The organism is Phytohabitans kaempferiae (assembly GCF_042433955.1).
Classification (GTDB): domain Bacteria; phylum Actinomycetota; class Actinomycetes; order Mycobacteriales; family Micromonosporaceae; genus Phytohabitans; species Phytohabitans kaempferiae.
Genome location: NZ_JBHLUH010000058.1, coordinates 75,657 through 100,642 on the forward strand (window position 1 = coordinate 75,657; position 24,986 = coordinate 100,642).

Here is a 24,986-nt window from a genome sequence, read left to right on the forward strand (position 1 = left end):
GACGATCTGGCCGGCACCGGATGTCGCCATCCGGTGCCGGCCGCTGTCACCGCCGGATCCACCTCGCCTGGATCCGGTCGAGCTGGGCCTGGTCGAGCCGGGCCAGCGGCACGTCGGCGGGCGTGAACCGGTGCGGCCCGGCGTGGTCGGCGCCGGCGGTCACGGCGCGCAGCGCCCGAAACCACAGCGCGGCCAGCTCGTCCACATCGGACCCGGCGAACATGCCGGAGGCGTACGCCCAGGTCGCCCGGAGTTCGGTGCCGTGGCCGGTCTCCACCGCGGTCACGTCCACGACGAGGGGATGATCGGCCGTCCGGTGCCCGTCGACGGTCCCGCCGATCCCGCCGTCCCCCGGCCGCCAGGCGTCGTCCGGCGCCGCGCCGAGGTCCGCGCCGACCCGCCCCAGGTAGTTGAAGGCGAGCCACGGTTCGGGCAGGCCGCCCAGCGGGTCACCGGGCGCCAGCTCGCGCAGCAGGCCGAAGCCGACACCGCGGTCCGGTACGCCGGCCAGCGAGTCCTTCACGGCGGAGAGGACCCGCGCGGCCGCGGCCGGGTCGCGTTCCGCTTCGGGCACGCCGACCCCGGCGGTGGGCAGCCGCACCGGGTACACGCTCGTGAACCAGCCGACCGTGCGGGACAGGTCGGCCCCCGGGACCAGCTCCTGCTGACGGCCGTGGCCCTCGAGGTACACCACCGGGGCGTCCGCGCCGGTCCAGGTCCGTACGGCCAGCGCGAGCGCGGTCAGCAGCACGTCGTCGACCCGTGCCCGGAACCGGCTCGGCACGCCGCGCAGGAGCGGGTCGGTCTCCTCGGCCGGCAGCGTGCGGGTCAGGTTGGCGATCGTGGCGACGGTGTCCCGGCCCGGTTCCAGCGGGCGCAGCCAGTCCGGTGCCGGTACGGCGGCCAGCACGTCGCGCCAGTAGCCGGCCTCGCCGCCGGCCGCCTTGGCCTCGGCCACCGCCGGAAGCGCCCGCGCCCACCGCCCCAGCGAGGTGGGTACGGGCTGGAGCCGGGGAGGCCGTCCCGCCGCCGCCTCCGCGTACGCCACGCGCAGATCCGGTACGAGCACGCGCCAGGAGACCCCGTCCACGACCAGGTGGTGCACCAGCAGCAACAGTTCGGAGGGCTCGGCCGGCCCGTGGTCGAACCAGACCGCCCGCAGCATGGCGCCGGCCCACGGGTCCAGTCCGTCGCGGGCTTGGGCGTACGCCCGCTCCGGCAGCGGCTCCCCGGCCGGGCAGCCGACCCGGACCAGCACCTCCCCCGCGCCGGCCCCCGGATCGACGACCAGGCCGGACGCGTCCGGTGCCAGCCGCGCGCGGAGGACGTCGTGATGTGCCAGCACGGCGTGCAGCGCGGCGCGCAGCGCGTTCTCGTCGACGCCGGCCGGCAGGCGGAGCAGCATCGCCTGGCCGAACTTCGCCACCGCCGCGTCCCGGGTCAGGAACCGCCGCATGACGGGCGTCAGCGGCACCTCTCCGGCCCCGGCGTCGTGTGCGGCGGCGGCCGCCTCGGTCACCACGGCGGCCAGCTCGCGCGGAGTCGGACGCTGGAAGACGTCGCGCGGGGAGAAGCGCAGCCCCCGCTCCCGCGCCCGGGCCACGAGCTGGATGGAGAGGATGCTGTCGCCGCCCAGCTCGAAGAAGCCGTCGGTGGCGCCGGCGCTGTCCCGGCCCAGCAGCTCGGCGAAGAGCTCGACCAGCAGCGCCTCGACCGGGCTGGCCGCTGGCTCGGCGGCCGCCGGCCGCGCGAAGTCGGGCGGCGCGAGCCGGCCCCGGTCCAGCTTGCCGGCGACGGTCATCGGCAGTGCGGGCAGCTCCACCCACGCGGAGGGCACCATCGCCTCCGGCAAGGCCGCGGCCGCCGCCCGGGTCAGGGCCGGCGGGTCGAAGTCGCCCGCGCCCGCCGGCACCACGTAGGCCACCAGCCGGTTCCGGCCGTCCGGGCCGGGGTGGGCGGCGACCGCCGCGGCGGCCACGCCCGGCCGCTCCAGCAGGACCGCCTCGACCTCGGCCGGCTCGATCCGCAGCCCGCGCACCTTCATCTGGCCGTCGGCCCGGCCGAGGTACTCCAGCAGCCCGTCGCGGTTCCACCGGACCAGGTCGCCGGTGCGGTAGAGGCGGGCGCCGGGCGGCCCGAACGGGTCGGCGACGAAGCGCCCCGCGGTCAGCGCCGGCTGGCCCAGGTAGCCGCGGGCCAGGCCGGTGCCGCCCAGGTACAGCTCGCCGGTCACGCCGGGCGGCACCGGGGCCAGGTCCGGGCCGAGCACGTACGCCGCCTTGTTGACGTCGGCGCGGCCGATCGGCAGTACGGCGGCGGCCCAGTCCGGGTCGGCGGGCCAGAGGGTCGAGTTCACAGTGGACTCGGTCGGCCCGTACGCGTTGAGCAGCAACCGGCCGCGCGCCCAGCGGCGTACCAGGTCGAGCCGCAGCGCCTCGGTGCCCACGATCAGCGTGGTGCCGGATGGCAGCGCGGCCGGGTCGTCCAGGGACGACACCACCGACGGCGGTATCACCAGGTGGGTCAGTTCGTGCCGGGTCGCGAACCGACCCAGCTCGGCGCCGGCGCGGGCGTGCTCCGGCAGCAGGTACAGCGCCGCTCCACAGAGGATGGAGATGCTCAGCTCGGCGAGGCTGACGTCGAAGGAGAACGACGCGAACTGGCCGACCCGGGCGCCGGGGCCGCTGCGCGAGCCGCCGGCCATGGTGCGGACCAGGCTCGCCAGGCCGCCGTGCGGGACGGCCACTCCCTTGGGCCGGCCGGTGGAGCCCGAGGTGTAGATCACGTAGGCGAGCGTGTCCGGCGACGGCTCGGGCCGGTCGGCGGCGGTCGGCGCGGCTACCGGCGGCCCGTCCGCCCAGGCCAGCGCGACCGGGATCGCGGGTACGCCGCCGAGCGGCACCGGATGCGCCGCCGACGTGACGGCCAGGACCGGCCTGGCGTCGTCCAGCACGTGCCGGACCCGGGCGTCCGGATGGTCCGGGTCGATCGGCAGGTACGCGGCACCGGCCTTGGCGACCGCGAGCAGGGCGGCCACCAACTCGGCGGACCTCGGCAGCGCCAGCGCCACGATCCGCTCGGCGGCGGCTCCGGCCGCGAGCAGCCGGTGCGCCAGCCGGTTGGCGGCCTGGTCGAGCTGCCGGTACGTGAGCCGGCGTTCCCCGTCCACCAGGGCGAGCGCGTCGGGGCGGGCGGCGACCTGGGCCTCGAAAAGGGCGGCCAAGTGGTCCGGGGTGACGTCGGCGGCCGTGTCGTTCCAGCAACGCAGCACCAGCCGCCGCTCGTTGTCGAGCAGCGCCGGCAGGCCGCTGATCCGCCGCTCCGGCGTGGCGACGGCGGCGGAGAGCAGCAGGACCAGCCGGTCCAGCAGCCGTCGCGCGGTGGGCGGGTCGAACAGGTCGAGGGCGCAGGTGAGCGACAGCGACATGTCCCCGCCCTGCGCGGCTGGGCGTTCGGTCACCACGAACGTCAGGTCGAACTTGGCCACGTCGAAGCCGATGTCCTGAGTGGACGTCGCCACTCCGGGCAGCCCCAGGTCGGCGTCGTCGGCGTACCGGTGGGTCGCCATGACCTGGAAGAGCGGATGCCGGGACAGTGACCGCGGCGGCGCCAGCCGGTCGACAAGCTCCTCGAAGGGCAGGTCCGCGTGGGCGAAGGCGGCCAGGTCGGCGGCGCGTACCCGGGCCAGCAGCTCCGCGAACGTCGGGTCGCCGGAGACGTCGGTACGCAGCACGAGCGTGTTGACGAAGCAGCCGACGAGGTCGTCCAGGGCCGGGTCGGCGCGCCCGGCGACCGGGGTCCCGAGGGGGATGTCGGTGCCGGCGCCGAGCTTGCGCAGCAGCACCGCGACGGCCGCCCGCACCAGCATGAAGACGGTGATACCGCCCCGGCCGGCGGTGGCGCGGACCGCCGCGGCGAGGTCGGCCGGGAGAGCCCGGTGGGCGGTCACGCCCCGGTAGGTCGCGGTGGCCGGCCGGGGATGGTCGGTGGGCAGGTCCAGCTCCTCGGGGAGCCCGGCCAGGGCGGTGCTCCAAAAGTCCACCTGCCCGGCGTGCAGCCCGGTGCGCTCCTCGCCGGCACCGAGCAACTCCTGCTGCCACAGCGCGTAGTCGGCGTACTGCACCGGCAACGGCGGCCAGGCCGGCGCCGTCCCGGCCCGCCGCGCGGCGTACGCGGTGGCGAGGTCCTCGAAGAGCGGGCGCGCCGACCACTCGTCGGCGGCGATGTGGTGCAGCACGACCGTGACCGCCCAGTCGTCGTCGGCCAGGCGGAACGCGTCCACGCGGACCGGCGGCTCCGCGTCGAGGCGGAACGGATGGCGGGCGGCCTCGGCCAGCCGGCGGTCCAGGTCGGCCGGGTCCACAGTGGCCACCGCGAACGGGACCGCCGACGGGTCCGCGGGCAGTACGGTCTGCTCCGGCCGGCCGCCGCCGTCGGGGTAGACGGTGCGCAGGATCTCGTGCCGGCCCATGATGTCGCCGACGGCGGCGCGCAGCGCCTCGGGGTCGAGGTGGCCGCGCATCCGGGCCGCGAACGGGATGTTGTAGGCGCCGCTCGGGCCGTCCATCCGGTGGATGAACCACAGCCGCAGTTGCGCCGGTGAGAGCGGGACCCGCCCGGGACGGGGCATCGGCCGTACGCGGGGCCGGTCGCCGCCCTGGCGGATGCGCCCGGCCAGCGCCCGTACCGTCGGCGCGTCGAACACGTCGGCGACGCCGAGCCGAGCGTCCAGGTGCGCGCGGATCCGGGAGACCAGGCGCACGGCGAGCAGCGAGTGGCCGCCGAGCGTGAAGAAGTCGTCCTCGACCCCGACCCGGGGCAGCCTGAGCAGTTCGGCGAAGAGACCGGCGAGAAGCTCCTCGGTGGCCCCGCGCGGTGCCTCGGTGCCGGTGGGGGCCAGCGCCGGCGCCGGCAGCGCGGCGCGGTCCACCTTGCCGCTCGCGGTCAGCGGCAGGGCCGCGAGCACCGTGTAGCTGGCCGGCACGAGGTACTCCGGCAGCGTGGCGGCCAGACCCGCGCGCAGCCGGGCCGGGTCCGCCACCGCGCCAGCGGCCGGTACCACGTAGGCGGCGAGGCCGTCACCGGCGGCGGTCACCACCGCGGCGGCGACGCCGGGAAGGGCGGTCAGCGCGGCCTCCACCTCGCCCGGCTCGACCCGCAGGCCGCGCACCTTGACCTGGTGGTCGGTGCGGCCGAGGAAGTGGAGTGCGCCGTCGGCCCGCCAGGCGGCCAGGTCGCCGGTGCGGTAGAGCCGGCTGCCCGGTGGCCCGTACGGGTCGGCGACGAAGCGCTCCGCGGTCAGCGCCGGCCGGTTGGCGTACCCGTGGGCGATCTGCGCGCCGGCCAGGTACAGCTCCCCCGGTACCCCGTCGGGCACCGGACGCAGGTGGCGGTCGAGCACGTGGGCGCGCGTGTTCCAGACCGGCCGCCCGATCGGCACGGTCCCGCTCCCGGCTTCGGGGGTCGCGGCGACCGGCCAGGCCGTGACGTCCACTGTGGCCTCGGTGGGGCCGTACAGGTTGTGCGCCGCCGCGGCCGGCAGCGCCCGTGCGCACCGCGCGGCCAGGTCCGCCGGCAGCGCCTCACCGCTGGCGAAGACCAGGCGCAGGCTGTCGCATCCCCGGGCCGCGCCGGCGTCCAGGAAGGCGCGCAGCATCGACGGTACGAAGTGGACGACCGTGACGCCCCGCTCGCGGATCAGGCCGGAGAGGTACGCCGGGTCGCGGTGCCCGCCCGGCTCGGCGAGCACCAGCTCCGCGCCGACCAGCGCGGGCCAGAAGAACTCCCACACCGACACGTCGAACGTGGACGGTGTCTTCTGGAGCACGCGGTCGGCGGCGCCGAGCCGGTAGGCGTCCTGCATCCAGGCGAGCCGGTTGGCCAGCGCCCGGTGCGGCACGACGACCCCCTTGGGACGGCCGGTCGAGCCGGAGGTGTAGATGACGTAAGCGGGCGCGTCGGCGTGGAGCGGGCCGTCCGGTGGCGCGGACGCGTCCGTAGCGGTGGTGGCGGTCGACCAGGCCCGCACGTCGCGCTCGGTGACCGCCAGGACCGCGCCAGCGTCGGCGCGGACGAACGCCGCCCGCTCCTCGGGATGGTCGGGGTCGACCGGCAGGTACGCGGCACCGGCCCGCAGGACGCCCCACAGCGCGACGACCAGCTCGACACCGCGCGGGATCTGGACGGCCACCACCTGGCCCGGCCGGACGCCCCCGGCGGCGAGCGCGGCGGCCACGGCGGCGCTGCGCCGGTCCAGCTCGGCGTAGGTCAGCGTCTCGGCGCCGGAGAGCGCGATCGCCTCGGGGCTGGTACGGGCGGTCCGGCGCAGGTGGTCGACGACGGTCTGCGGCGGCACCGGCCGCTCGGTGGCGTTGCGGGCGGCCAGCGCGTCCCGCTCGCCGGGCAGCAGGACGTCCAGCTCCGAGACGCGGCGCTCCGCTCCCCCGGCGGTCACCTGCCCGAGCAGCGCGACAAGCCGGTCGAGCAGGGCCGTCGCGGTACCGGCGTCGAACAGGTCGGTCGCGTAGTTGACCGCCACCGCCAGCTCGCCGCCGGGGCCCTCGTCGAGCAGCAGGCTCAGGTCGAACTTCGCGGTGCCGGGCGGCCTCGGTACCGGCTCGGCCACCGTGCCGGCCAGGCGCGGCCGGTCCACCTCGCGGCGGTGGTGGTTGACCAGTACCTGGAAGAGCGGATGCCGGGCCCGGGAGCGGCGCGGCCGCAGCTCCTCCACCAGCCGCTCGAACGGGATGTCCTGGTGCGCGAAGGCCGCCAGGTCGGTGTCCCGGACCCGGCGCAGCAGCTCCGCGAAGGTCGGGTCGCCGGACAGGTCCGTCCGCAGCACGACCGTGTCCACGAAGAACCCGACCAGCCGGTCCAGGGCCGGGTCGGTGCGCCCGCCGACCGGCGTGCCGAGCGGCACGTCGTCACCGCCGCCCAGCCGGGAGAGCAGCGCCGCCGCGGTGGCCTGGAAGACCATGAACGGCGTGACGCCCGCCCGCAGCGCGAGCGCGCGCAGCCCGTCGGCCAGCCCGGCGGGCAGGTCCCGGGCCACGTCGCCGCCGCGGTAGCTCATGGTGGCCGGGCGGGGCCGGTCCGCCGGCAGGGCCAGCTCCTCCGGCAGGCCGGCCAGCTCCCGCCGCCAGAAGTCCAGATCCGGCGAGCGGTCCAGCAGGTCCCGCTGCCAAAGGGCGTAGTCGGCGTACTGGACCGGCGGCGGCGACCAGGTGGGCGCGTGACCGGCGAGCCGCGCCTCGTACGCCGAGGCGAGGTCGTCGAAGAGCGGGCCGGTCGAGAGCGCGTCGGCCGCGGTGTGGTGCACGACCACGACCAGGTACGCCTCCCGCTCGGCCACGGTGACGAGGTCGACCCGCAACGGCGGCTCCTCGGCGAGCGCGAACCGGTGTGCGGCCAGCGCGTCGACCAGCGCCTCGGCCTCCGCCTCCGGCCTGTGGTGCGACGCGAACGGGACCGGCGGCTCGTCCAGGACCCGCTGGTACGGCTCGCCGTCGTGCTCCACCAGCAGCGTGCGCAGGCTCTCGTGGCGGGCCATCACGTCCCCGACGGCGGCGCGCAGCGCGTCCGGGTCGACGGTGCCGCGGAGCCGGGCCACGTACGGGATGGTGTAGACGGTCCCGGGCCCTTCGAGGCGGTCGAGAAACCACAGCCGCCGCTGGGCGTACGACAGGGGCGTCCGGGCCGGCCGGTCGGCGGGGCGCGGCGGCGGCCGGTCCGAGGGCGCGCTCAGGTGCCCGGCCAGCTCGCGTACCGTCGGCGCCTCGAACACGGCCCGCAGCGGCAGGTCGGCGCCGAAGACGGCGCGCACGCGGGAGACCAGCCGCGTGGCCGAGAGCGAGTGGCCGCCGAGGTCGAAGAAGTCGTCGTCGGGCCCGACCGAGGGCAGGTCCAGCACGCCCGCGACGATCTGCGCCAGCAGTTGCTCGCGGACTCCGGCCGAGGCGCCCGTGGTGCCGTGCGGCACCGGCTGGTCCGCGCCGAGCCGGACCAGCGCGCGCCGGTCCACCTTGCCGTTGGGCAGCAGCGGGAGCGCGGCGACCGGCACGAACGCGGCGGGCACGAGCTGGCTGGGCAGGTCGCGGCGCAGGCTCCGGCGCAGCGCGGGCACGTCGAGGGGCGCGCCGTCCGGCACGACGTACGCGACCAGCTCGCGGTCGCCGCCGGGGCGCTCCCGCACCGCCACCGCGGCGGCGGCCACCGCGCCGGTCGCGGTGAGGGCGGACTCGACCTCGGCCGGTTCCACGCGCACGCCACGGATCTTCACCTGCGCGTCGACGCGCCCCAGGATCTCCACCGTGCCGTCGCGGTGCCGGCGGGCCAGGTCGCCGGTCCGGTACCGGCGGGTCCCGTCCGGCGCGGCGACGAAGCGGGCCGAGGTGAGCCCCGCCGCCCGCCAGTATCCGCGGGCGAGGCCGGCGCCGGTCAGGTACAGCTCGCCGATCGCGCCGGTCGGTACCGGACGCAGCCGGGAGTCCAGCACCTCGGCGCCGGTGCCGTCGACCATGCCGTCGAAGCGCTGGGCGGGCCCGCCGTCCGCGTCGAGCAGGGCCAGGCTGTCGCCGCTCGCCTCGGAGCAGCCGTACAGGTTGGACAGTCGGGCGGCGGGCAGCGCGCCGGCGAACGCCCGCGCCAGGTCGGCGGGGAGCGGTTCGCCGCTGGAGACCCAGTGCCGTACCGGTGCCAGCAGGGCGTGGTCGGTCTCGGCCAGCAGGGCCCGCAGCTGGCTGGGCACGACGGTGAGCCGCGTGGCCCGCTCGGCGCCGACGAGCCGCGCCAGCGCGTGCGTGTCCCGGCGCCGACCCGTGCCGGCGATGACGACCCGGGCACCGGCGACGAGGGCGCCGAGCAGCTCGGTGGTCCCGTCGATGAAGCTGGGCGAGCTCTTCGCGACGACCGTGTCGTCCGGCCCGATCCCCAGTGCCCGGCGTCCCCAGGCGAGCCGGACGGCGAGGCCACCGTGTGTGCCGGTGACCCCCTTGGGCTGGCCGGACGAGCCGGACGTGAAGATCACGTACGCCGGATGGTCCGGCCGGACCGGTCCGGCCAGCGGGTCGGGCGCGTGCCGGGCCAGCTCGTCCCGGGTCGCGGCGGCGTCGACGACCACGCGCCGACCGGACCAGGAGCCGACCGGGCCGTCGGCGGACACCTCGGCCGTGGTCACCAGCAGCCCGGGCGCGGCCTCGGCCAGCATCGTCGCCAGCCGCTCGGCCGGGTAGTCCGGGTCGAGCGGCAGGTACGCCGCGCCGGTGGCGAGGACGGCGAGCTGCGCCACGACCTGCTCGGCCGAGGGCGGGCAGGCGAGCGCGACCAGCGACTCCGGCCCGATCCCGCGGGCGGCCAGGAGCCGGGCCAGCCGGTTCACCCGGGCGGCCAGGTCGGCGTACGCGATCCGCGTGCCGTCCGCGTCCACCAGGGCGACCCGGTCCGGGTACGCGGCGGCGGCCGCCGCGAACTGCTCGGGCACCGGCGGGTCGGTCCGTACCGGCACGGGGACCGTCGCGGCGGCGCGCTCGGCGTCGGTCCGCGCGTCGAACCCGCCGATCGGCGCGTCCGGCTCGGCGACCAGCCGCGCCAGCAGCTCGACCAGCCGCCGGGCGAGCTGTTCCACCGTCGCCCGGTCGAACAGCGCGGTGGCGTACTCGATGCCGGCGCCGAGCGGGCCGTCGCCCGCGGTGCCGCCGTCGCTGAAGAAGCTGAACGTCAGGTCGAACTTGGCGGTGTCGAGGCCGAACGGCACGGCGGTGGTCTGCAGCCCGGCGACCGACAGGTCCATGTCGAGCCGGTGCTGGTGGGTCACCATCACCTGGAACAGCGGGTTGCGGGACAGTGAGCGGGCCGGGCGCAGCACCTCGACCAGCCGCTCGAACGGCAGGTCCGCGTGGTCGTACGCGGCCAGGTCGGTGCGGCGGACCCGGCGCAGCAGCTCCGCGAAGCTCGGGTCGCCCGCGGTGTCGACCCGCAGCACGAGCGTGTTGACGAGGAAGCCGACGAGGTGTTCCAGCTCCGGCTGGGTCCGGCCGGCGATCGGCGAGCCGAGGGGCAGGTCCTCGCCCACGCCGAGCCTGGTGAGCAATGCGGCGACCGCCGCCTGGACCGCCATGAACGGGGTCGCGTCGGCGGCCCGCGCCAGGTCCACCAGCGCGCGGTGCACCTCGGCGGGGATCTCGTACATCACGTAGTCGCCGTGGTAGCTGGCGTCCCGGCCGCGCGGCCGGTCGAACGGCAGCGCCAGCTCCTCCGGCGCCCCGTCCAGCGCCTGGCGCCAGAAGGTGAGCTGCCGGCTCGCCTCGCTCTCCGGCTGGTCCTCGGCGCCCAGGTGGTCGCGTTGCCAGAGCGCGTAGTCGGCGTACTGCACGGGCAGGGGCGCCCACTTCGGGGCCCGCCCGAGCCGGCGGCTCTCGTACGCCTGGCGCAGGTCGGCGAAGAGCGGCCCGACCGACCACTCGTCCCCGGCGACGTGGTGTGCCAGCACGAGCAGTACGTGTTCGTCCGGTCCGAGCGTGAACACGTCCGCCCGCACGGGGATCTCGGCCGCCAGGTCGAAGCGGTGCGCGGCGGCCCGCGCCAGCAGTCCGTCCACTGTCGACGGTGTGGCGGCGGTGACGGTGAACGGCACGGTGACCGCTCCGGCCGGCAGCACCTCCTGGAGCCCTTCGCCGTCGCCGACCCGGAAGACGGTGCGCAGGCTCTCGTGCCGCGCCACCACGTCGCCGAACGCGGCGCGCAGGGCCGGTACGTCCAGGTCGCCGGCGATCCGCAGCACGGCGGGGATGTTGTACGTCTCGCTCGGCCCCTCCAACCGGTGCAGAAACCACAGCCGGCGCTGGGCGTACGACAGCGGCTGCGGGCCGGTCCGCGCGCGGGCCACGAGCGGTGGCCGGCGCCGCTCCCCGTCCAGCACGCGCACCAGGGCGCGCGGGGTCGGCGAGTCGAACACGTCCCGCATGGACACGGCCGCGCCGAACACCTCGGCGATCCGGGCGACCAGCCGGGCGAAGAGCAGCGAGTGGCCGCCGAGGTCGAAGAAGCTCTCCTCCGGGCCGACCTCGGGGCTGCCCAGCACCGCGCCGAAGACCCCGCACATCAGCTCCTCGCGCGGGTCGCCGCCGTCCCGTGGCCGCACGGCGGGCGTACGGGCCGGTTCGAGGCCGGGCAGGGCGGCGCGGTCCACCTTGCCGTTGGGCGTGAGCGGGAACGCGTCCATGACGACGAACGCCGACGGCACCATGTGCTCCGGCAGCGACCTGGCCAGGAACTCGCGCAGCTCGCGCCGGAGCGAGGCGGCGTCGGCGGGCCCGGCGGCCGGCACGACGTACCCGACCAGCCGCGCGCCGACCACGTCGTCGTCGATCGCGACCGCCAGGGCGGCCGCCACCTCGGGATGGGCGGCGAGTGCGGACTCGATCTCGCCCAGCTCCACGCGGAAGCCCCGGATCTTCACCTGGTGGTCGGCCCGGCCGAGGAACTCCAGCTCGCCGTCCGGCCGCCAGCGAACCAGGTCGCCGGTCCGGTACAGGCGCTGGCCGGGCGTGAACGGGTTGGCCACGAAACGGGCGGCGGTGAGGGCGGGCGCGCCCCGGTAGCCACGGGCCAGGCCGCTGCCGCCCACGTACAGCTCGCCGACCGCGCCGGCGGGCACCGGGCGGAGCAGTTCGTCCAGCACGTACACCTGCGTGTTGTGCACCGGGCCGCCGATGGGCAGCGCCGGGCCGCTGACGGCGTCCGGTTCGCCGGCCCGCCAGAGGGTCGCGTCGACGGTCGTCTCGGTGGGGCCGTACGAGTTGAAGAAGGTGTGACCGGCCTCGATCCAGCGGCGGGCCAGGGCCGGCGGGCACGCCTCGCCCGCGACGACCACCACGGCTCCCCGGGCGACGGCCGAGGTGTCCAGCTCGGCCAGCGCCGAGGGCGGCAGCGTCAGGTGGGTCACCGCCCGCTCGGCGAGCAGCCTGGCCAGCTCGCCGCCGAGCCGCCGCTCCGGCGGTGCGATGACGACCGCCGCGCCGGCGGCCAGCGCCATGCACAGTTCCCAGATCGAGGTGTCGAAGCTCTGCGAGGCGAACTGGAGGACGCGGTCGCCGGGGCCGGGCCGGAAGTGGGCGGCGACGGTGTGCGCGAGGCTCGGCAGCCCGTCGTGGGTCACCACGACGCCCTTGGGCTGGCCGGTGGAGCCGGAGGTGTAGATGAGGTACGCGGCGTTGTGCGGCCGCAGCGGGGCGACCCGTTCGGCGTCGTCCAGGTCGGCACCGGGCAGGTCGGCGGCGGCGCGCTCCGCCTCGGCCAGCGCCGCGACCTCGACGCCGTCCGGGATCGCGGCGGCGTACGGTGCGTCGCCGAGCACCAGCGCGGGACGGGAGTCGGCCAGCAGGTAGGCAACGCGTTCGGCCGGGTAGTCGGTGTCGACCGGTACGTACGCCGCGCCGGCCTTGACCACGGCCAGCATCGCGACGACCTGCTCGATCGAGCGCGGCAGGGCGACCGCCACCGCCTGCTCCGGCCCGATCCCCCGGCCGGCCAGGTGCCGGGCGAGCCGGTTGGCCCGGGCGTTCAGCTCGCCGTACGTGAGCTGGTCCCGCTCGTACACCACCGCCGGTGCGCCGGGCAACCGGGCGGCGCACCGCTCGACCAGCCCGCCCAGCGTCAGCGGCGGCACGGGCGTGGCGGTCCGGTTGCGCTCGACCACCAGGTCGGCGTGCTCGGCGGCGGAGAGCAGCGCGGTACGGGCGACGCTCCGCCCGGGGTCGTCGACGATCGCGGCCAGCAGCTCGGCCAGCCGCCCGCTGACCCGGCGGGCGACCGTCTCGGGCACCGCCTCGGCGCGGTACCGGACGTCCAGCCGCAGCCGCGCCCCCGGCGTGGCGATGACCCCGAGCGGGTAGTGGCTGGCCTCGGTCGAGCCCACCTCGACGACCCGCAGCCCGGCCAGCCGGCCCAGCTCGTCGAGGACCGCGCCGTCGAGCGGGTAGTTCTCGAACACCGCGTACGTGTCGAACAGCTCGCCGCCGCCGTGGCCGCTCTGCAACTCGGCGAGGCGTACGTGCTGGTGGTCGATGAGTCGGGCCTGGTCGCGCTGTACCTCGCGCAGCACCTCCGCGAGCGTGTCCCTCGGCCGCAGCCGTACCCGGGCCGGGATGGTGTTGACGAGCAGGCCGATGATCTGCCCTGCCCCGGGCACGCCGGCCGACCGCCCCGACCCGGTCAGCCCGAACACGACGTCACGGCGACCGGTCAGCTCGGCGACGGCCAGCGCCCAGGCGACCTGCACGACGGTGTTGGCGGTGACCTCCAGCCGGCGGGTCAGGTCGCGCAGCGCGGCCGTGCGTTCCGCGCCGAGGTGGGCGGTGATCTCGGCGGGCGTGGCCGGTGCGCGCAGGTCGGCCGAGGGCGCGACGAGGGTCGGCCCGTCGAGGCCGGCCAGGTACCGCCGCCAGGCCGCGATCGCGCCCTCACCGTCCTGCTTGGACAGCCAGGCCAGGTGGTCGCGGTACGGGGCGGGCGGCGGCAGTACGGCCTCTCCCCCGGCGCCGTAGTGCGTGAGGAGTTCCTTGACCAGCAGCGGTGTGGACCAGCCGTCGAGCAGTACGTGGTGGAAGGTGAGCAGCAGCGTGTGCCGCTCGGCGTGGTGCCGGACCAGCGCCAGCCGCAGCAGCGGTGGCCGCCCCAGGTCGAAGGGGCGGTGCCGCTCCCCGTCGGCGACCCCGGCCAGCCGGGCGGCCCGCTCGGGCTCCGGCACTCCGGCCAGGTCGTGTACGGCCCAGGGCAGCTCGACCGTGCTCGGCACGAGCGCCACCGGGTCGCCGGAGCGGCGGAAGCGGAAGCCGGCCCGCAGGTTGGGGTGGCGCCGCAGCAGGCTCTCCCCCGCGGCCCGCAGCGCCGCCGGGTCGACCGGGCCGGCCAGCTCGATCGAGCGCTGCACCGCGTAGATCTCCACGGCCGCGCCGCCGTACGAGGACCACACGAGCAGTCCGTGCTGGAGCGGGGAAAGCGGCAGGATGTCTTCCAGGCCAGGCTGGCCGCTCATCTCGTCCTCCACAGTTCCTCGAGTTCGTCGATCTCGGCCTGCTCGATGTCCACAAGCGACACATCCGACGGGCGGAGCCCGGCGGCCGCGCTCGGGGCGGCACTGGCCAACGCGCGCAGCGCGGCGGTGAAATCGTCGGCGAGCGCCCGGGCCCGCGCGGTGGTGACGTGGTGCCCGGCCCAGGCGAGGCGGATCCGCAGCCGCGGGCCGTCCGCGCCGCTCACCGCCGCCGCGGTCAGGTCGAGCGGGTACGGGATCGGCATGGCGTCGTCGACGTGGCCGCCCAGCGGCTCGGCCGTCTCGACCGGCTCCCACGCCCGGCCGGTACCGGCGGCGAAGCGCCCCAGGTAGTTGAAGCGGACCTGCGGCGGCGGCGCGGAGGCCAGGGCCTCGGCGGTCTCCGGATTGGCGTGGCGCAGCAGCCCGTACCCGATGCCCCGGTCGGGCGTGGCCCGCAGCGGCTCGGTGACCGCGCGCACGGCAGCGGCGGCGGCCACCGCGTCACCGGCCAGGGCCGCCGCGACGTCGAGGCCGTCCAGGTCGAGGCGGACCGGATACATGGTGGTGAACCAGCCGACCGTCCGGCTGGTGTCGGTGCCGAAGAGTTCGTCGGCGCGGCCGTGTCCCTCGAGCATCACCGACGCGGCCGGTACGCCACTCCAGCGGCGCAGCGCCAGGGCGAGCCCGGCCAGCAGCAGCTCCTCGGGACCGGCGCGGTGGGCCTCCGTGGCAGCGCCGAGCAGCGCGCCGGTCTCCGCCTCGGTCAGGGACACCGCCAGCTCCCGCCGGCTGCCCGCGACGTCGGTCGCCGGGTCGAGCCGGACGCCGGGCAGCGGTGGCGGCGCGTCCAGTGCCCGGGCCCAGTGTGCCCGCTCGGCCAGCCGCCGGGCCGTGCCCGCCTCGGCGGTGAGCAGGCCGGTCCAGGCGTGGAAGGTGGTAGCCGGCGCCGGCGGCGGGACGCCCTGCCAGGCGGCGGCGAGGTCGGCCAGCAGGACCCGCCAGGAGACGCCGTCGACCGCGAGGTGGTGGATGGTGACCAGCAGGTCGCCGTCCAGCCGGACCCACTGGCTGAGCACTCCCGCCGCCGGGTCGAGCCGGGCGGCCGAGGCGCGCGCCACCTGGCCGCGGTCGGCGGCCGGCTCGGCCGTCGTGAGCAGGTCGGCGGCGCGTACCGTGCCGGGCGGCCGGACGGTGAGCCGCCATCCCTCGTCACCCTCCTCCAGCCGGGCGCGCAGCATCGGATGCGCGTCCAGGACGTGCTGGACGGCGGTGGCCAGCCGGTCCGTGGTGGCGCCGTCAGGGAGCCGCAGGAGCATCCGCTGGCTGTAGCTGGCGACCGGCCCGCCGGCCTCGCGCAGCCACCGCATGATCGGCGTCAGGCCGGCCGACCGGTGACCGTCCCCTCCGGACGGTGCGGGGGCGACGGCCCGCCCGCCGAGCGCGGCGAGCGCGGCCGGGGTGCGGTGTTCGAAGACGTCCGCGGCGGTGAAGGTCAGCCCGGCCGACCGGGCCCGGGCGACGAGCTGGATGGCCAGGATGCTGTCCCCGCCGAGGGCGAGGAAGCTGTCCGTGACGCCCGCCGCCGGCACCTCCAGCACCTCCGCGAAGAGTGCCACCAGGGCGGCCTCCGCGTCCGTGGCCGGCTCGGCGGCGGCCGGTTCGGTCGCCGCCGGTACGGCCGCCACGGGCTCGGGGTCGGGGTCGGGGTCGGCGGTGACGACGCCGGCCTCCTCGACCGGGGCGTCCGGCCGGGCGGCGATCAGCTCCAGCAGGCCGCGCAGTTCGCCGAGCAGTTCGCCGGCGCGCTCGCGGTCCAGCAGGTCGGGCCGGTACGCGAGCGCGAGGCCGAGCCGCGGGCCGGGGAAGACGGTGAGCGTCGCCGGGTAGTGCGTGGCGTCGGCCGCCTCGACGGCCTCGACCCGCGGGCCGGCGCCGTCCAGCGGGCGCAACAGCGCCGCGTCGTCCAGCGGGTAGTTCTCGAAGACCACGAGCGTGTCGAACAGGGGGCCGAGGCCGGCGGCCCGCTGGATGGCGGAGAGGCCGGCGCGGTGGTGGTCGGCGGTGGCGGCCTGGCGTCGCTGGAGGCGGTCCAGTGCGGCGCCGACCGTCTCCCCGGGACGCGGCTCGAACCGGGCCGGCACCGTGTTGACGAACAGGCCGATCGCCGTCTCGATGCCGTCGATCCCCGGTGGCCGCCCGGCGACCGTCACCCCGAACACCACGTCGCGGCGACCGGTGTGCCGGGCCAGCAGCAGCCCCCACGCGCCCTGGACGAGCGTGTTGAGGGTCAGGCCGCGGGCGGCGGCCCGGCCGCGCAGGTCGGCGACGAGCTGCTCGTCCAGCTCGATCCGGTGCTCGTCGGGCAGGGACGTGCCGGGGCCGGCCGCGACCGGGAGCAGCATCGTCGGAGCGGCCAGCCCGCGCAGGTGCTCGCGCCAGGCGGCCAGGTCGGCCTCCGGGTCGCGGGCGGCCAGCTCGCGCAGGTACGCCAGGTGCGCCCCGGTGCCGGCGGCGGGCAGCGCGCGGCCGGCGTACCGGTCCAGGATCTCCCGCACGAGCAGCGGCGCCGACCAGCCGTCCCAGGCCGCGTGGTGACCGGTGACCAGCAGGACCGACCGGCCCTCCGCGACGGTCACCAGGTCGAACCGGAACAGCGGCGGCGCGGCCAGGTCGAACGGTTCGTACCGGCGCCGCCGGGCCAGCCCGTCGAGCGGGCCAGCCTCACCGGTCGCGTTCCCGCGCGGGTCGTGGAGGTCGCGCGGGTCGTGGAGGTTCAATGGCACCGGTACCGGCGCGTGCACCACGCCCACCGCCCGGCCGGAGTCGAGGTGGCGCAGCCCGATCCGCAGCCCGACGTGCCGGGCGAACACCTCGTCCAGCGCCGTACGCAGGCGGGCCGGGTCCAGCTCGGCGGTCAGGTGCAGGCGCAGTTGCACCGTGTACACGTCGGGATGGGCGGACGGGTCGTGGAACGCGGTGTGTGCCAGCGCGAGCAGCCCTTCCTGGAGCGGGCCGGCCGGCACCACGTCGAGCCAGCCGGGCGCGGCCAGGTCGAGGGCGTCCAGGTCGGCCTGCGCCAGCCCGGGCAGCACCAGGTCCGCGGGGGTACGGCCACCGGCGGGTCCGGCGGCGACGTAGCCGGCCAGGTCCGCGAACGCGGCGGCCAGCTCGTCCCGGAAACGCTCGGCGGTGCCGGCCGCGTACCATCCCGCCGGGTACGTCAGGTGCCCGCGCAGCGCCCGCCCGCCAGGCGTGTCCACTGTGTACGCCAGCAGCTCCGGCCCGCCCACCGCAGGCCCCGCGTCGAGCAGGTCGGGGTCGAGCCCGCCGGGCCGGTGGCCGAGGTAGTTGACCAGCAGCTCGGGCTCGCCGGCGGCGGCCAGCCCGGCGGCCGTCTGCGGGTTGAGGTAGCGCAGCAGGCCGTAGCCGATGCCGCCGCCCGGTACCGCGCGCAACTGCTCCTTCACCGACTTGAGCGCGGGCCCGGCGGCGGGCGGCCCGGCGGCGCCGGTCTCGCCGAGGTCCAGCCGCACCGGGTACAGGCTGGTGAACCAGCCGACCGTGCCGGCGGTCTCCGGGCCGGTGCGCCCGTGCCCCTCCAGGGCGAGCGTCACGTCCCGGCGCCCGTCCGGCCCGCGGACCGCCAGGGCGGCCAGTGCGACCGCCGTGACCAGCAGGTCCTCGCCGGTGAACCGGAACCGCCCAGCCGCCCAGCTCCACAGTGGATCGAACGTCGCCGCCACCACTGCCAGGTCGGCCCGTCCCGGTGGCCGGTCCGCGCCCTCGCGGCCCGGCAGCAGCGGCGCCCGGTCGGTGACGGCCGTGAGCCAATGGCCGTACTCGGCGAGGACGGCCGGGCTGGTGGCCCGCTCGCGCAGACCGGCGGCCCAGGCCCGGAACGGCGGCGGGGGCGGGCCCGCCGGGAGTTCGCCGCGGAGGGCGGCGCGCAGGTCGGCCCAGAGGATCGGCCAGGAGGCCGCGTCCACGGCGAGGTGGTGGACGGTGGCGAACACTCGCGCGGGCTCGCCGGGGCCGCCGGTGACCAGGCACCAGCGGGAGACGACGCCGCGCTCCGGGTCCAGCGCCGCCGTCGCCGCCCGGGCCTCCGCGCGGACCGCGGTCTCGTCCCGGCCGGCGGCCACGACGCTGCGGACCAGCGCGTCGGCCGGTACGGCGTCGCCCACCGGCGGCACGTCCAGCGACCAGTGCCCGTGCGCCGAGACGCGCAGCCGCAGCCGCAGCATGGGATGCCGGGCGAGCAGGGCGGAGACGGCGCGGACCAGGTCCTCGCGGCCCGTACCGGCCGGGACCTCGGCGGTGTCGCTCTGGCTGAACGCGGCCACCGGCCCGCCGCGCTCGCGCAGCCAGTGCGCGACCGGGGTCAGCTCGACCGGGCCTTCGGCGGCCACGCCGCCCGTGGCGTCCGCCGGGGGTCGGCCGGGTTCGGCGACGAGCCCCAGCTCGGCCGGGCTCTGGTGGGTGAACACGTCGGCGACACGAATCCGCAGCCCGGCCTCGCGGGCCCGGGCGACGAGCTGGACGGCCAGGATGCTGTCCCCGCCGAGCGCGAAGAAGCCGCTGTCCGGGTCCACCTCCGGCCGTTCGAGCACCTGCGCGAAGAGCCGCCGGACGGTGTCCACAGTGGAGCTTGCCGGGTCGGGCGCCGGGCCGGGGCCGGCCCGGTCGGCGGCGGGCGGGGCGGGCAGCGCACGACGGTCCAGCTTGCCGCTCGGGGTCAGCGGCAGCGAGTCGAGCAGGCCGACGGTGGCGGGCACGAGGTGGTCCGGGACGATGGTGGCGAGAAACTGGCGCACCTCGTCCGGGTCGGGGGCGGCGCCGGGGGCCGGCACGGCGTACCCGACCAGCCGCACGTTGCCGTGGCCGTCTCGCCGGACGGTGGCCGCCGCGGCCCGGATGCCCGGATGGCGCAGCATCGCCTGCTCGACCTCGCCCAGCTCGATCCGGACGCCGCGCACCTTCACCTGGTCGTCGACGCGTCCCAGGTACTCCAGCGCGCCGTCGCGCCGCCAGCGCACGAGGTCGCCAGTGCGGTACATCCGGGATCCGGGCGGGCCGTACGGGTTGGCGACGAACCGCTCCGCGGTCAGGCCGGCCCGACGCAGGTAGCCGGTGGCGAGCTGGACACCGCTGAGGTACAGCTCGCCGGGGACGCCGGGCGGCACCGGGCGCAGCCACCGGTCGGCCACGTGCGTGCCGGTGTTCCAGACCGGGGCGCCGATCGGCACCGGTACGCGGACGTCGGCGTCCGTGGTCGCCCAGGCGGTCACGTCGACCGCGGCCTCGGTCGGCCCGTACAGGTTGTGCAGCTCGGCCGGCAGGGCGGCGCGGAAGCGGGCGACCAGCTCGGACGGGAGCGCCTCGCCGCTGCAGAAGACCCGCCGCAGGCCGGTGCAGGTGGCCGCCCCCGGGTCGGTGAGGAAACCGGCCAACATGGACGGTACGAAGTGGAGCGTCGTGATCCGGTGCTCGTTGATCGCGCGGACCAGGTACGCGGGGTCGCGGTGGCCGCCCGGTTCGGCCACCACCAGCGTGGCGCCGGCCAGCAGCGGCCAGAAGAACTCCCACACCGAGACGTCGAAGCTGGCCGGCGTCTTCTGCAGGACCCGGTCCGTGCCGTCCAGCGGGTACGTGTCCTGCGTCCAGGCGAGCCGGTTGACGATCGCGCGGTGCGGGACGACCACTCCCTTGGGGCGGCCGGTCGAGCCGGAGGTGTAGATGACGTACGCGGGGTCGTCCGGGGTGAGCCGCCGCCCGCCGCCGCACGCGGGCCATGCCCGCGCGCCGAGCGCCCGCACCGCCGCCATGTCCAGCTCCGCCGCCGGTCGGGCGTCGTCCAGCACGAGGGCGATCCGGTCCGTCGGGTAGTCCGGGTCGACCGGCAGGTACGCGGCACCGGCCTTGTGCACCGCGTACAGCGCGACGACGAGTTCGACCGAGCGCGGGACGCGCACCGCCACCACCGCGCCCGGCCCGGCACCTCGCGCCCGCAGGCCGGCGGCGACCCGCTCGGCGTACGCGTCCAGCTCGGCGTAACTGAGCGTGCCGCCGGGTCCGGTGACGGCGGGCCGCTCCGGATGCCGCGCCACGGCCAGCCGGAACAGGTCGGGCAGCGTGGCGCCGGGCACGTCGACCGCTCGCCCCTCGGTCCAGCGCGCCACGGCCCGGCGCGCGGCGGGCGGCAGCGGGTCCAGGTCGAGGGCGGGCCGGTCGGCGGCGCCCGGCAGCCGCGTCAGGGCGGTCAGCAGGCAGTCTCCGATCGCCTGGACGGTCGCCTCGTCGAACAGGTCGGCCGCGTACTCCAGCCGCACGTCGATGCCGGCCCCGGCGGGGCGCTCGGTGAACTTGGCGGTCAGGTCGAACTTCGCCGTACCGGTGTCCACAAGCGACACCTCACCGGCGGCCGGCCCGAGCCGTACCCGCTCCGGCCCGCCGTGCTCGTGGATCACCATGACCTGGAAGAGCGGATGCCGGCCCGGTACGCGCGGCGGGTTGAGCGCCTCGGCGACCCGGTCGAACGGGACGTCGGCGTGGGCCAGCGCCGCCGCGGTCATGTCCCGCACGCGGGCCAGCAGCTCGGCCACGGTCGGCGTGCCGGAGAGGTCGACGCGCAGCACCACGGTGTTCAGGAAGCAGCCGACGATCCCCTCCAACGCCTCGTCGGGACGGCTGGCGACCGGCGTGCCCAGCGGCAGGTCCGCTCCGGCACCCATGGCCGACAGGGCCAGCGCGGTCGCGGTCTGCAGGACGGTGAAGAGCGTGACCCCCTGCCCCCGGGCGTACGCCAGCAGGCGCTCGTGCTCGCCCGCCGGCACGCCGAGCGTGAGCACAGCCCCGGCACCGGTACGGGCGGCCGTCCGCGGGCGGTCCAGCGGCAGCGGCAGCTCCTCGGGGGCGCCGGCCAGCCGTTCCCGCCAGTGGTCGAGTTGCGCGGCGGCGAGGCTGCCGGTGGCCGCCGGGTCGCCGAGCAGCTCCGCGTGCCAGCGCGTGTAGTCGCGGTACCGCACCGGCAGCGGCGGCCACTGCGGCGCGCGCCCGTCCAGCCGCGCCGCGTACGCGGCCGACAGGTCCGCCAGCATCGGTCCGGTCGACGCCTGGTCGCCCGCGATGTGGTGCAGGACCAGGACGAGGACGTCGGCGCCGGTGCCGCGCAGGAGCGTGGCCCGCAGCGGGGGCTCGGCGGCGAGGTCGAAGGGCTCCCGCACCGCCGCCGCTACGGCGTCGTCGACGGCCGAACCGGCGTCGAGGGTACGTACCGTCAGCCGGCCGCCGGCGAGCGCCGGGTCGCCGGGGTCGAGGACCCGCTGCCACGGCCCGTGGACGTCCACCGCGACGGTGGTGCGCAGGCTCTCGTGGCGGGTGACGAGGTCGGCGAGCGCGGCGGCCAGCGCCCGCTCGTCGAGGTGGCCGTCCACGTGCACGGCCAGCGGGATGTTGTAGACCGGGCTCGCGCCGTCCCGCTGGTCGACGAACCAGAACCGGGTCTGCGCGGGCGACAGCGGCACGCGGTCGGCCGGCTGGACGGTGGCCCGCGGCGCGGGGCGGGCCGGTGGCCGCTCGCTGTCGACGGCGCGGGCCAGCGCGGCGACCGTCCGGTGGGCGAAGACGGCCCGCAGGTCGACCTCGACGCCGATCCGGGACCGCAGGGCGGCCAGCAGCCGGCCGGCGAGCAGCGAGTGGCCGCCCAGGGCGAAGAAGTCGTCGTCGAGCCCGACCCGGTCGGCGCCGAGCAGCTCGGCGTAGAGGTCGCAGAGCACCGTCTCGGTCGCGGTGACCGGGGGCCGGTAGGGATGGCCGGCGAGGTCCGGGGCGGGCAGCCGCGCCCGGTCGAGCTTGCCGTGCGCGGTCAGCGGAAGCCCCGCCATCGGTACGACGGCCGCCGGGACCAGGTAGTCCGGCAGGGCGGAGCGGGCGTACGCCAGCAGGGCGTCCGGATCGGCCTCCGTGTCCGTCCGGAAGACCACGTACGCGGTCAGGTACGGGCCGGCGCCGCCTTCCCGGGCCAGGACGGCGCACTGGGCGACGGCGGGGTACGCGGCGAGCGCGGTCTCCACCTCGCGGGGCTCGATGCGGTACCCCCGGATCTTCACCTGGTCGTCGGCGCGTCCCAGGTACTCCACCTGGCCGCCGAAGCGCAGCCGGACCACGTCACCGGTGCGCAGCAGCCGGCCGCCGGGCGGGCCCCACGGGTCGGCCACGAACCTCGCCGCGGTCAGGCCGGGCCGGTTGGCGTACCCCCGGGCCAGGCCGGGCCCGCCCAGGTACAGCTCGCCGACCGCGCCGGTGGGCACCGGACGCAGCTCCTCGTCCAGGACCAGCGCCCGGGCGCCGGCCACCGGCGTGCCGAGCACCGAGGTGACCGCCGAGGCGACGTCGGCGCACATCGCGTCCACTGTGTACTCGGTCGGCCCGTACGCGTTGAAGCACACCGGCGCGGCTTCGGCGGCCAGCCGGTCGCGCAGCCTGGACCAGAGCGCGGCGGAGGCCGGTTCGCCGCCGAAGACCACCACCGACGGCGTGTGCCCGGTGCCGTCCAGCAGCCCCGCGTCCAGCAGGTACTCCAGGTGGGTCGGCGTGCAGTCGACGTAGTCCAGGCGGTCCTCGCGGACGGCGCGGGCCAGCGCACCGGCGTCCCGGTACACCTCCTCGGGGACGAGCACCAGCTCGTGGCCGGCGACCATCCACAGGATCGGGTCCAGCGCCGCGTCGAACGAGAGCGCGGCGGTGTGCGCGATCCGCAGCCGCGCGCCGGGCGCGACCCGCAGCATGAGGCCGCGGCGGTGGCTGTCCAGCAGGTTGGCCAGCGCGCCGTGGGTCACCTGCACCGCCTTCGGCCGCCCGGTGGAGCCGGAGGTGTAGATGAGGTAGGCGAGGTTCGCCGCAGGTACGGGCGGCCAGTCCGGCGCGGGCGTGGCGCCGCGCGGCGGGGCGGGCTCCAGGGCCGGATCGAGGGTCAGCACCGGGACCTCCGGTGCCGGCTCCGGCAGCGCCCCCGGGTCCGCCACGACCACGGCCGCGGGCGCGCTGTCGCGCAGCATGTGGGCGAGGCGGTCGGCCGGCTGGTGCGGGTCCAGCGGCAGCCAGGCACCGCCGGCGCGGGCGACCGCGAGCATCGCGACGACGTGTCCGGCCGAGCGGGGCAGGACCAGCGCGACCACCTTCTCCGGCCCGACGCCGGCCCGCCGCAGCCGTACCGCCAGGCGCGTGACGGCCGCGTCCAGCTCGGCGAAGCTCCAGGCGCGGTCGCCGTCGCGCAGCGCCACCGCGTCCGGGGTACGCCCGGCCTGGGCGGCGAGGGCGGCGGGCAGGGTCGGCGGGTCGGCGGCCGGTGCGGCGCCGCGCAGGTGGCCGCCGGCCGCGCGGGCGCGGGCCTGGTCGGCCAGCTCGATGCCGCGGACCGGGCCACCGGCGCCGCCGGCGAGCTGCTGGACGAAGGCGTCGAGGTAGTCGGTGAACCGCGCCAGGTGGCCGGCGACGTCCCGCTCCTCGTACGTGCGCGCGTTGCCGTCCAGGTCGAGCCCGAATCGGCCGTCCTGGTGCCGTACCGACAGGGTCAGGTCGTCGACCGGGCCGGCCGCGATGCTGTGGAAGACCGCGTCGAGCCCGCCGAAGGTGAGCCGGTAGTCGAAGAACTTGATGTTGACGCTCGGCCCGTACAGGCCGTGCGCGGCGCCGACCGCGCCCAGCTCGCGGGCCAGCTCCTCGCCCCGGTACCGCTGGTGCCGGCGCACCTGGGCCAGCTCGGCGGCGACCGCGCCGACCAGCTCGCGGCAGGTCACGCGGGGACCGACGCGGACCCGCAGCGGCAGGACGTTGGCGGCGTCGCCGGGCACGCGCAGCAGTGGGCCGGTCCGCCCGGTCATCGGGATGCCGATGGTCAGGTCGCCGGTGCCGGTCATCCGGCTCAGGTACGCCGCGAACGCCGCCACGGCGACGTCGGCCCACGTGCCGCCGGCCCGGCGGGCGTTCTCGGCCAGTGCCCGTGCGGTGCGCTCGGGCAGCTCGGCGTCGTGGCGCAGGAAGCCGCCGGGCGGTGCCGCGCCGCGACCGCTCAGCGTCCGTACGCCGTCCACGCCCGCCATCCGGTCGAGCCAGAACGCCCGGTCGCGCGGGAAGTCGGCGGAGTCCCGGTACTCCGCGTCCGCCTCGGCGAGCAGCCGGTACGGCGCGAACGGGCTGGGGGCTGGCGCCGCGGTGCCCGCCAGCGCGGTGTAGACGTCGGCGACGCGGCGGCAGACCAGGGGCAGGCTGTAGCCGTCGATGACCAGGTGGTGGCTGCGCACGTACCACCAGTGCCGGTCGGCGCGAAGGCGCAGCAGTGCGACGCGAAACAGCGGGTCGCGGGTCGGGTCGGCCGGCTCGGCCAGGTCGCGGCGCATCCACTCCCGCGCGGCCCCGGCCGGGTCGGAGGTGCCGGTCAGGTCCACTCTGGACAGCCGGACGTCGAGGCTCGGCCGGATGGTCTGTACGACCGTGCCGCCGGAGTCGTCGAACCGGACCCGCAGCGCCTCGACCTCCCCCACCGTGGTCGCGCAGGCCCGCTCGAGCAGGCCCGCATCGAGGGCGCCGCGGATCTCGGCGTAGCCGCCGACGTCGTAGGCGGGACTGCCCGGACTCAGGCGCAGGGCGTACCAGATTCCCGCCTGCGCGCCGGTCAGCGGGAGGGTCGCGGCGCCGGTGTCGCCGCTCACGCCCGGTCCCGCTCCATGGCCTCGGCGAGGCTCTTGGGGCGCATGTCGGTCCAGTTCCGTTCCACGTACGTCACGCACTCCTCGCGGTCGCCCGGGCCGTGGACGATCCGCCAGCCGCCCGGCACCGGCGCGAACTCCGGCCACAGGGAGTGCTGGTTCTCGTCGTTCACCAGGACGAGGAAGACGCCGTCCTCGTCGTCGAAGGGGTTGGTCATGGCAGGGCTCCTTCACTGAGCGAAATGGAC

Annotated in this window: 3 protein-coding genes; all 3 read right to left on the minus strand. The window is 77.0% G+C overall.

Going from position 1 to position 24,986, the window contains the following annotated elements:
• Positions 1–46 precede the first annotated feature (46 nt).
• From ACFFIA_RS27085 to ACFFIA_RS27095, 3 genes are read right to left on the minus strand one after another with little or no spacing between them, the layout of a single operon-like run.
• Positions 47–14,032 carry a non-ribosomal peptide synthetase gene (locus tag ACFFIA_RS27085; protein WP_377255518.1) on the minus strand — a complete coding sequence of 4,662 codons (13,986 nt, stop codon included), beginning with the start codon at positions 14,030–14,032 and terminating at the stop codon, positions 47–49.
• A complete protein-coding gene (locus ACFFIA_RS27090) occupies positions 14,029–24,741 on the minus strand; it encodes a non-ribosomal peptide synthetase (RefSeq protein ID WP_377255521.1) in 10,713 nt (3,570 codons plus the stop codon). The genes ACFFIA_RS27085 and ACFFIA_RS27090 overlap by 4 nt, the downstream gene beginning before the upstream one ends.
• The gene (locus tag ACFFIA_RS27095) at positions 24,738–24,956 is read right to left on the minus strand and encodes an MbtH family protein (RefSeq protein WP_377255524.1); all 219 of its coding nucleotides are present in this window, start codon (positions 24,954–24,956) and stop codon (positions 24,738–24,740) included. Before ACFFIA_RS27095 ends, ACFFIA_RS27090 begins: the two co-directional genes overlap by 4 nt.
• Positions 24,957–24,986: the final 30 nt, after the last annotated feature.

Bases quoted from the DNA above. Each gene is read 5' to 3' on its own strand.
- ACFFIA_RS27085 (WP_377255518.1), bottom strand. From the start codon at position 14,032: ATGAGCGGCCAGCCTGGCCTGGAAGACATCCTGCCGCTTTCCCCGCTC.
- ACFFIA_RS27095 (WP_377255524.1), bottom strand. From the start codon at position 24,956: ATGACCAACCCCTTCGACGACGAGGACGGCGTCTTCCTCGTCCTGGTG.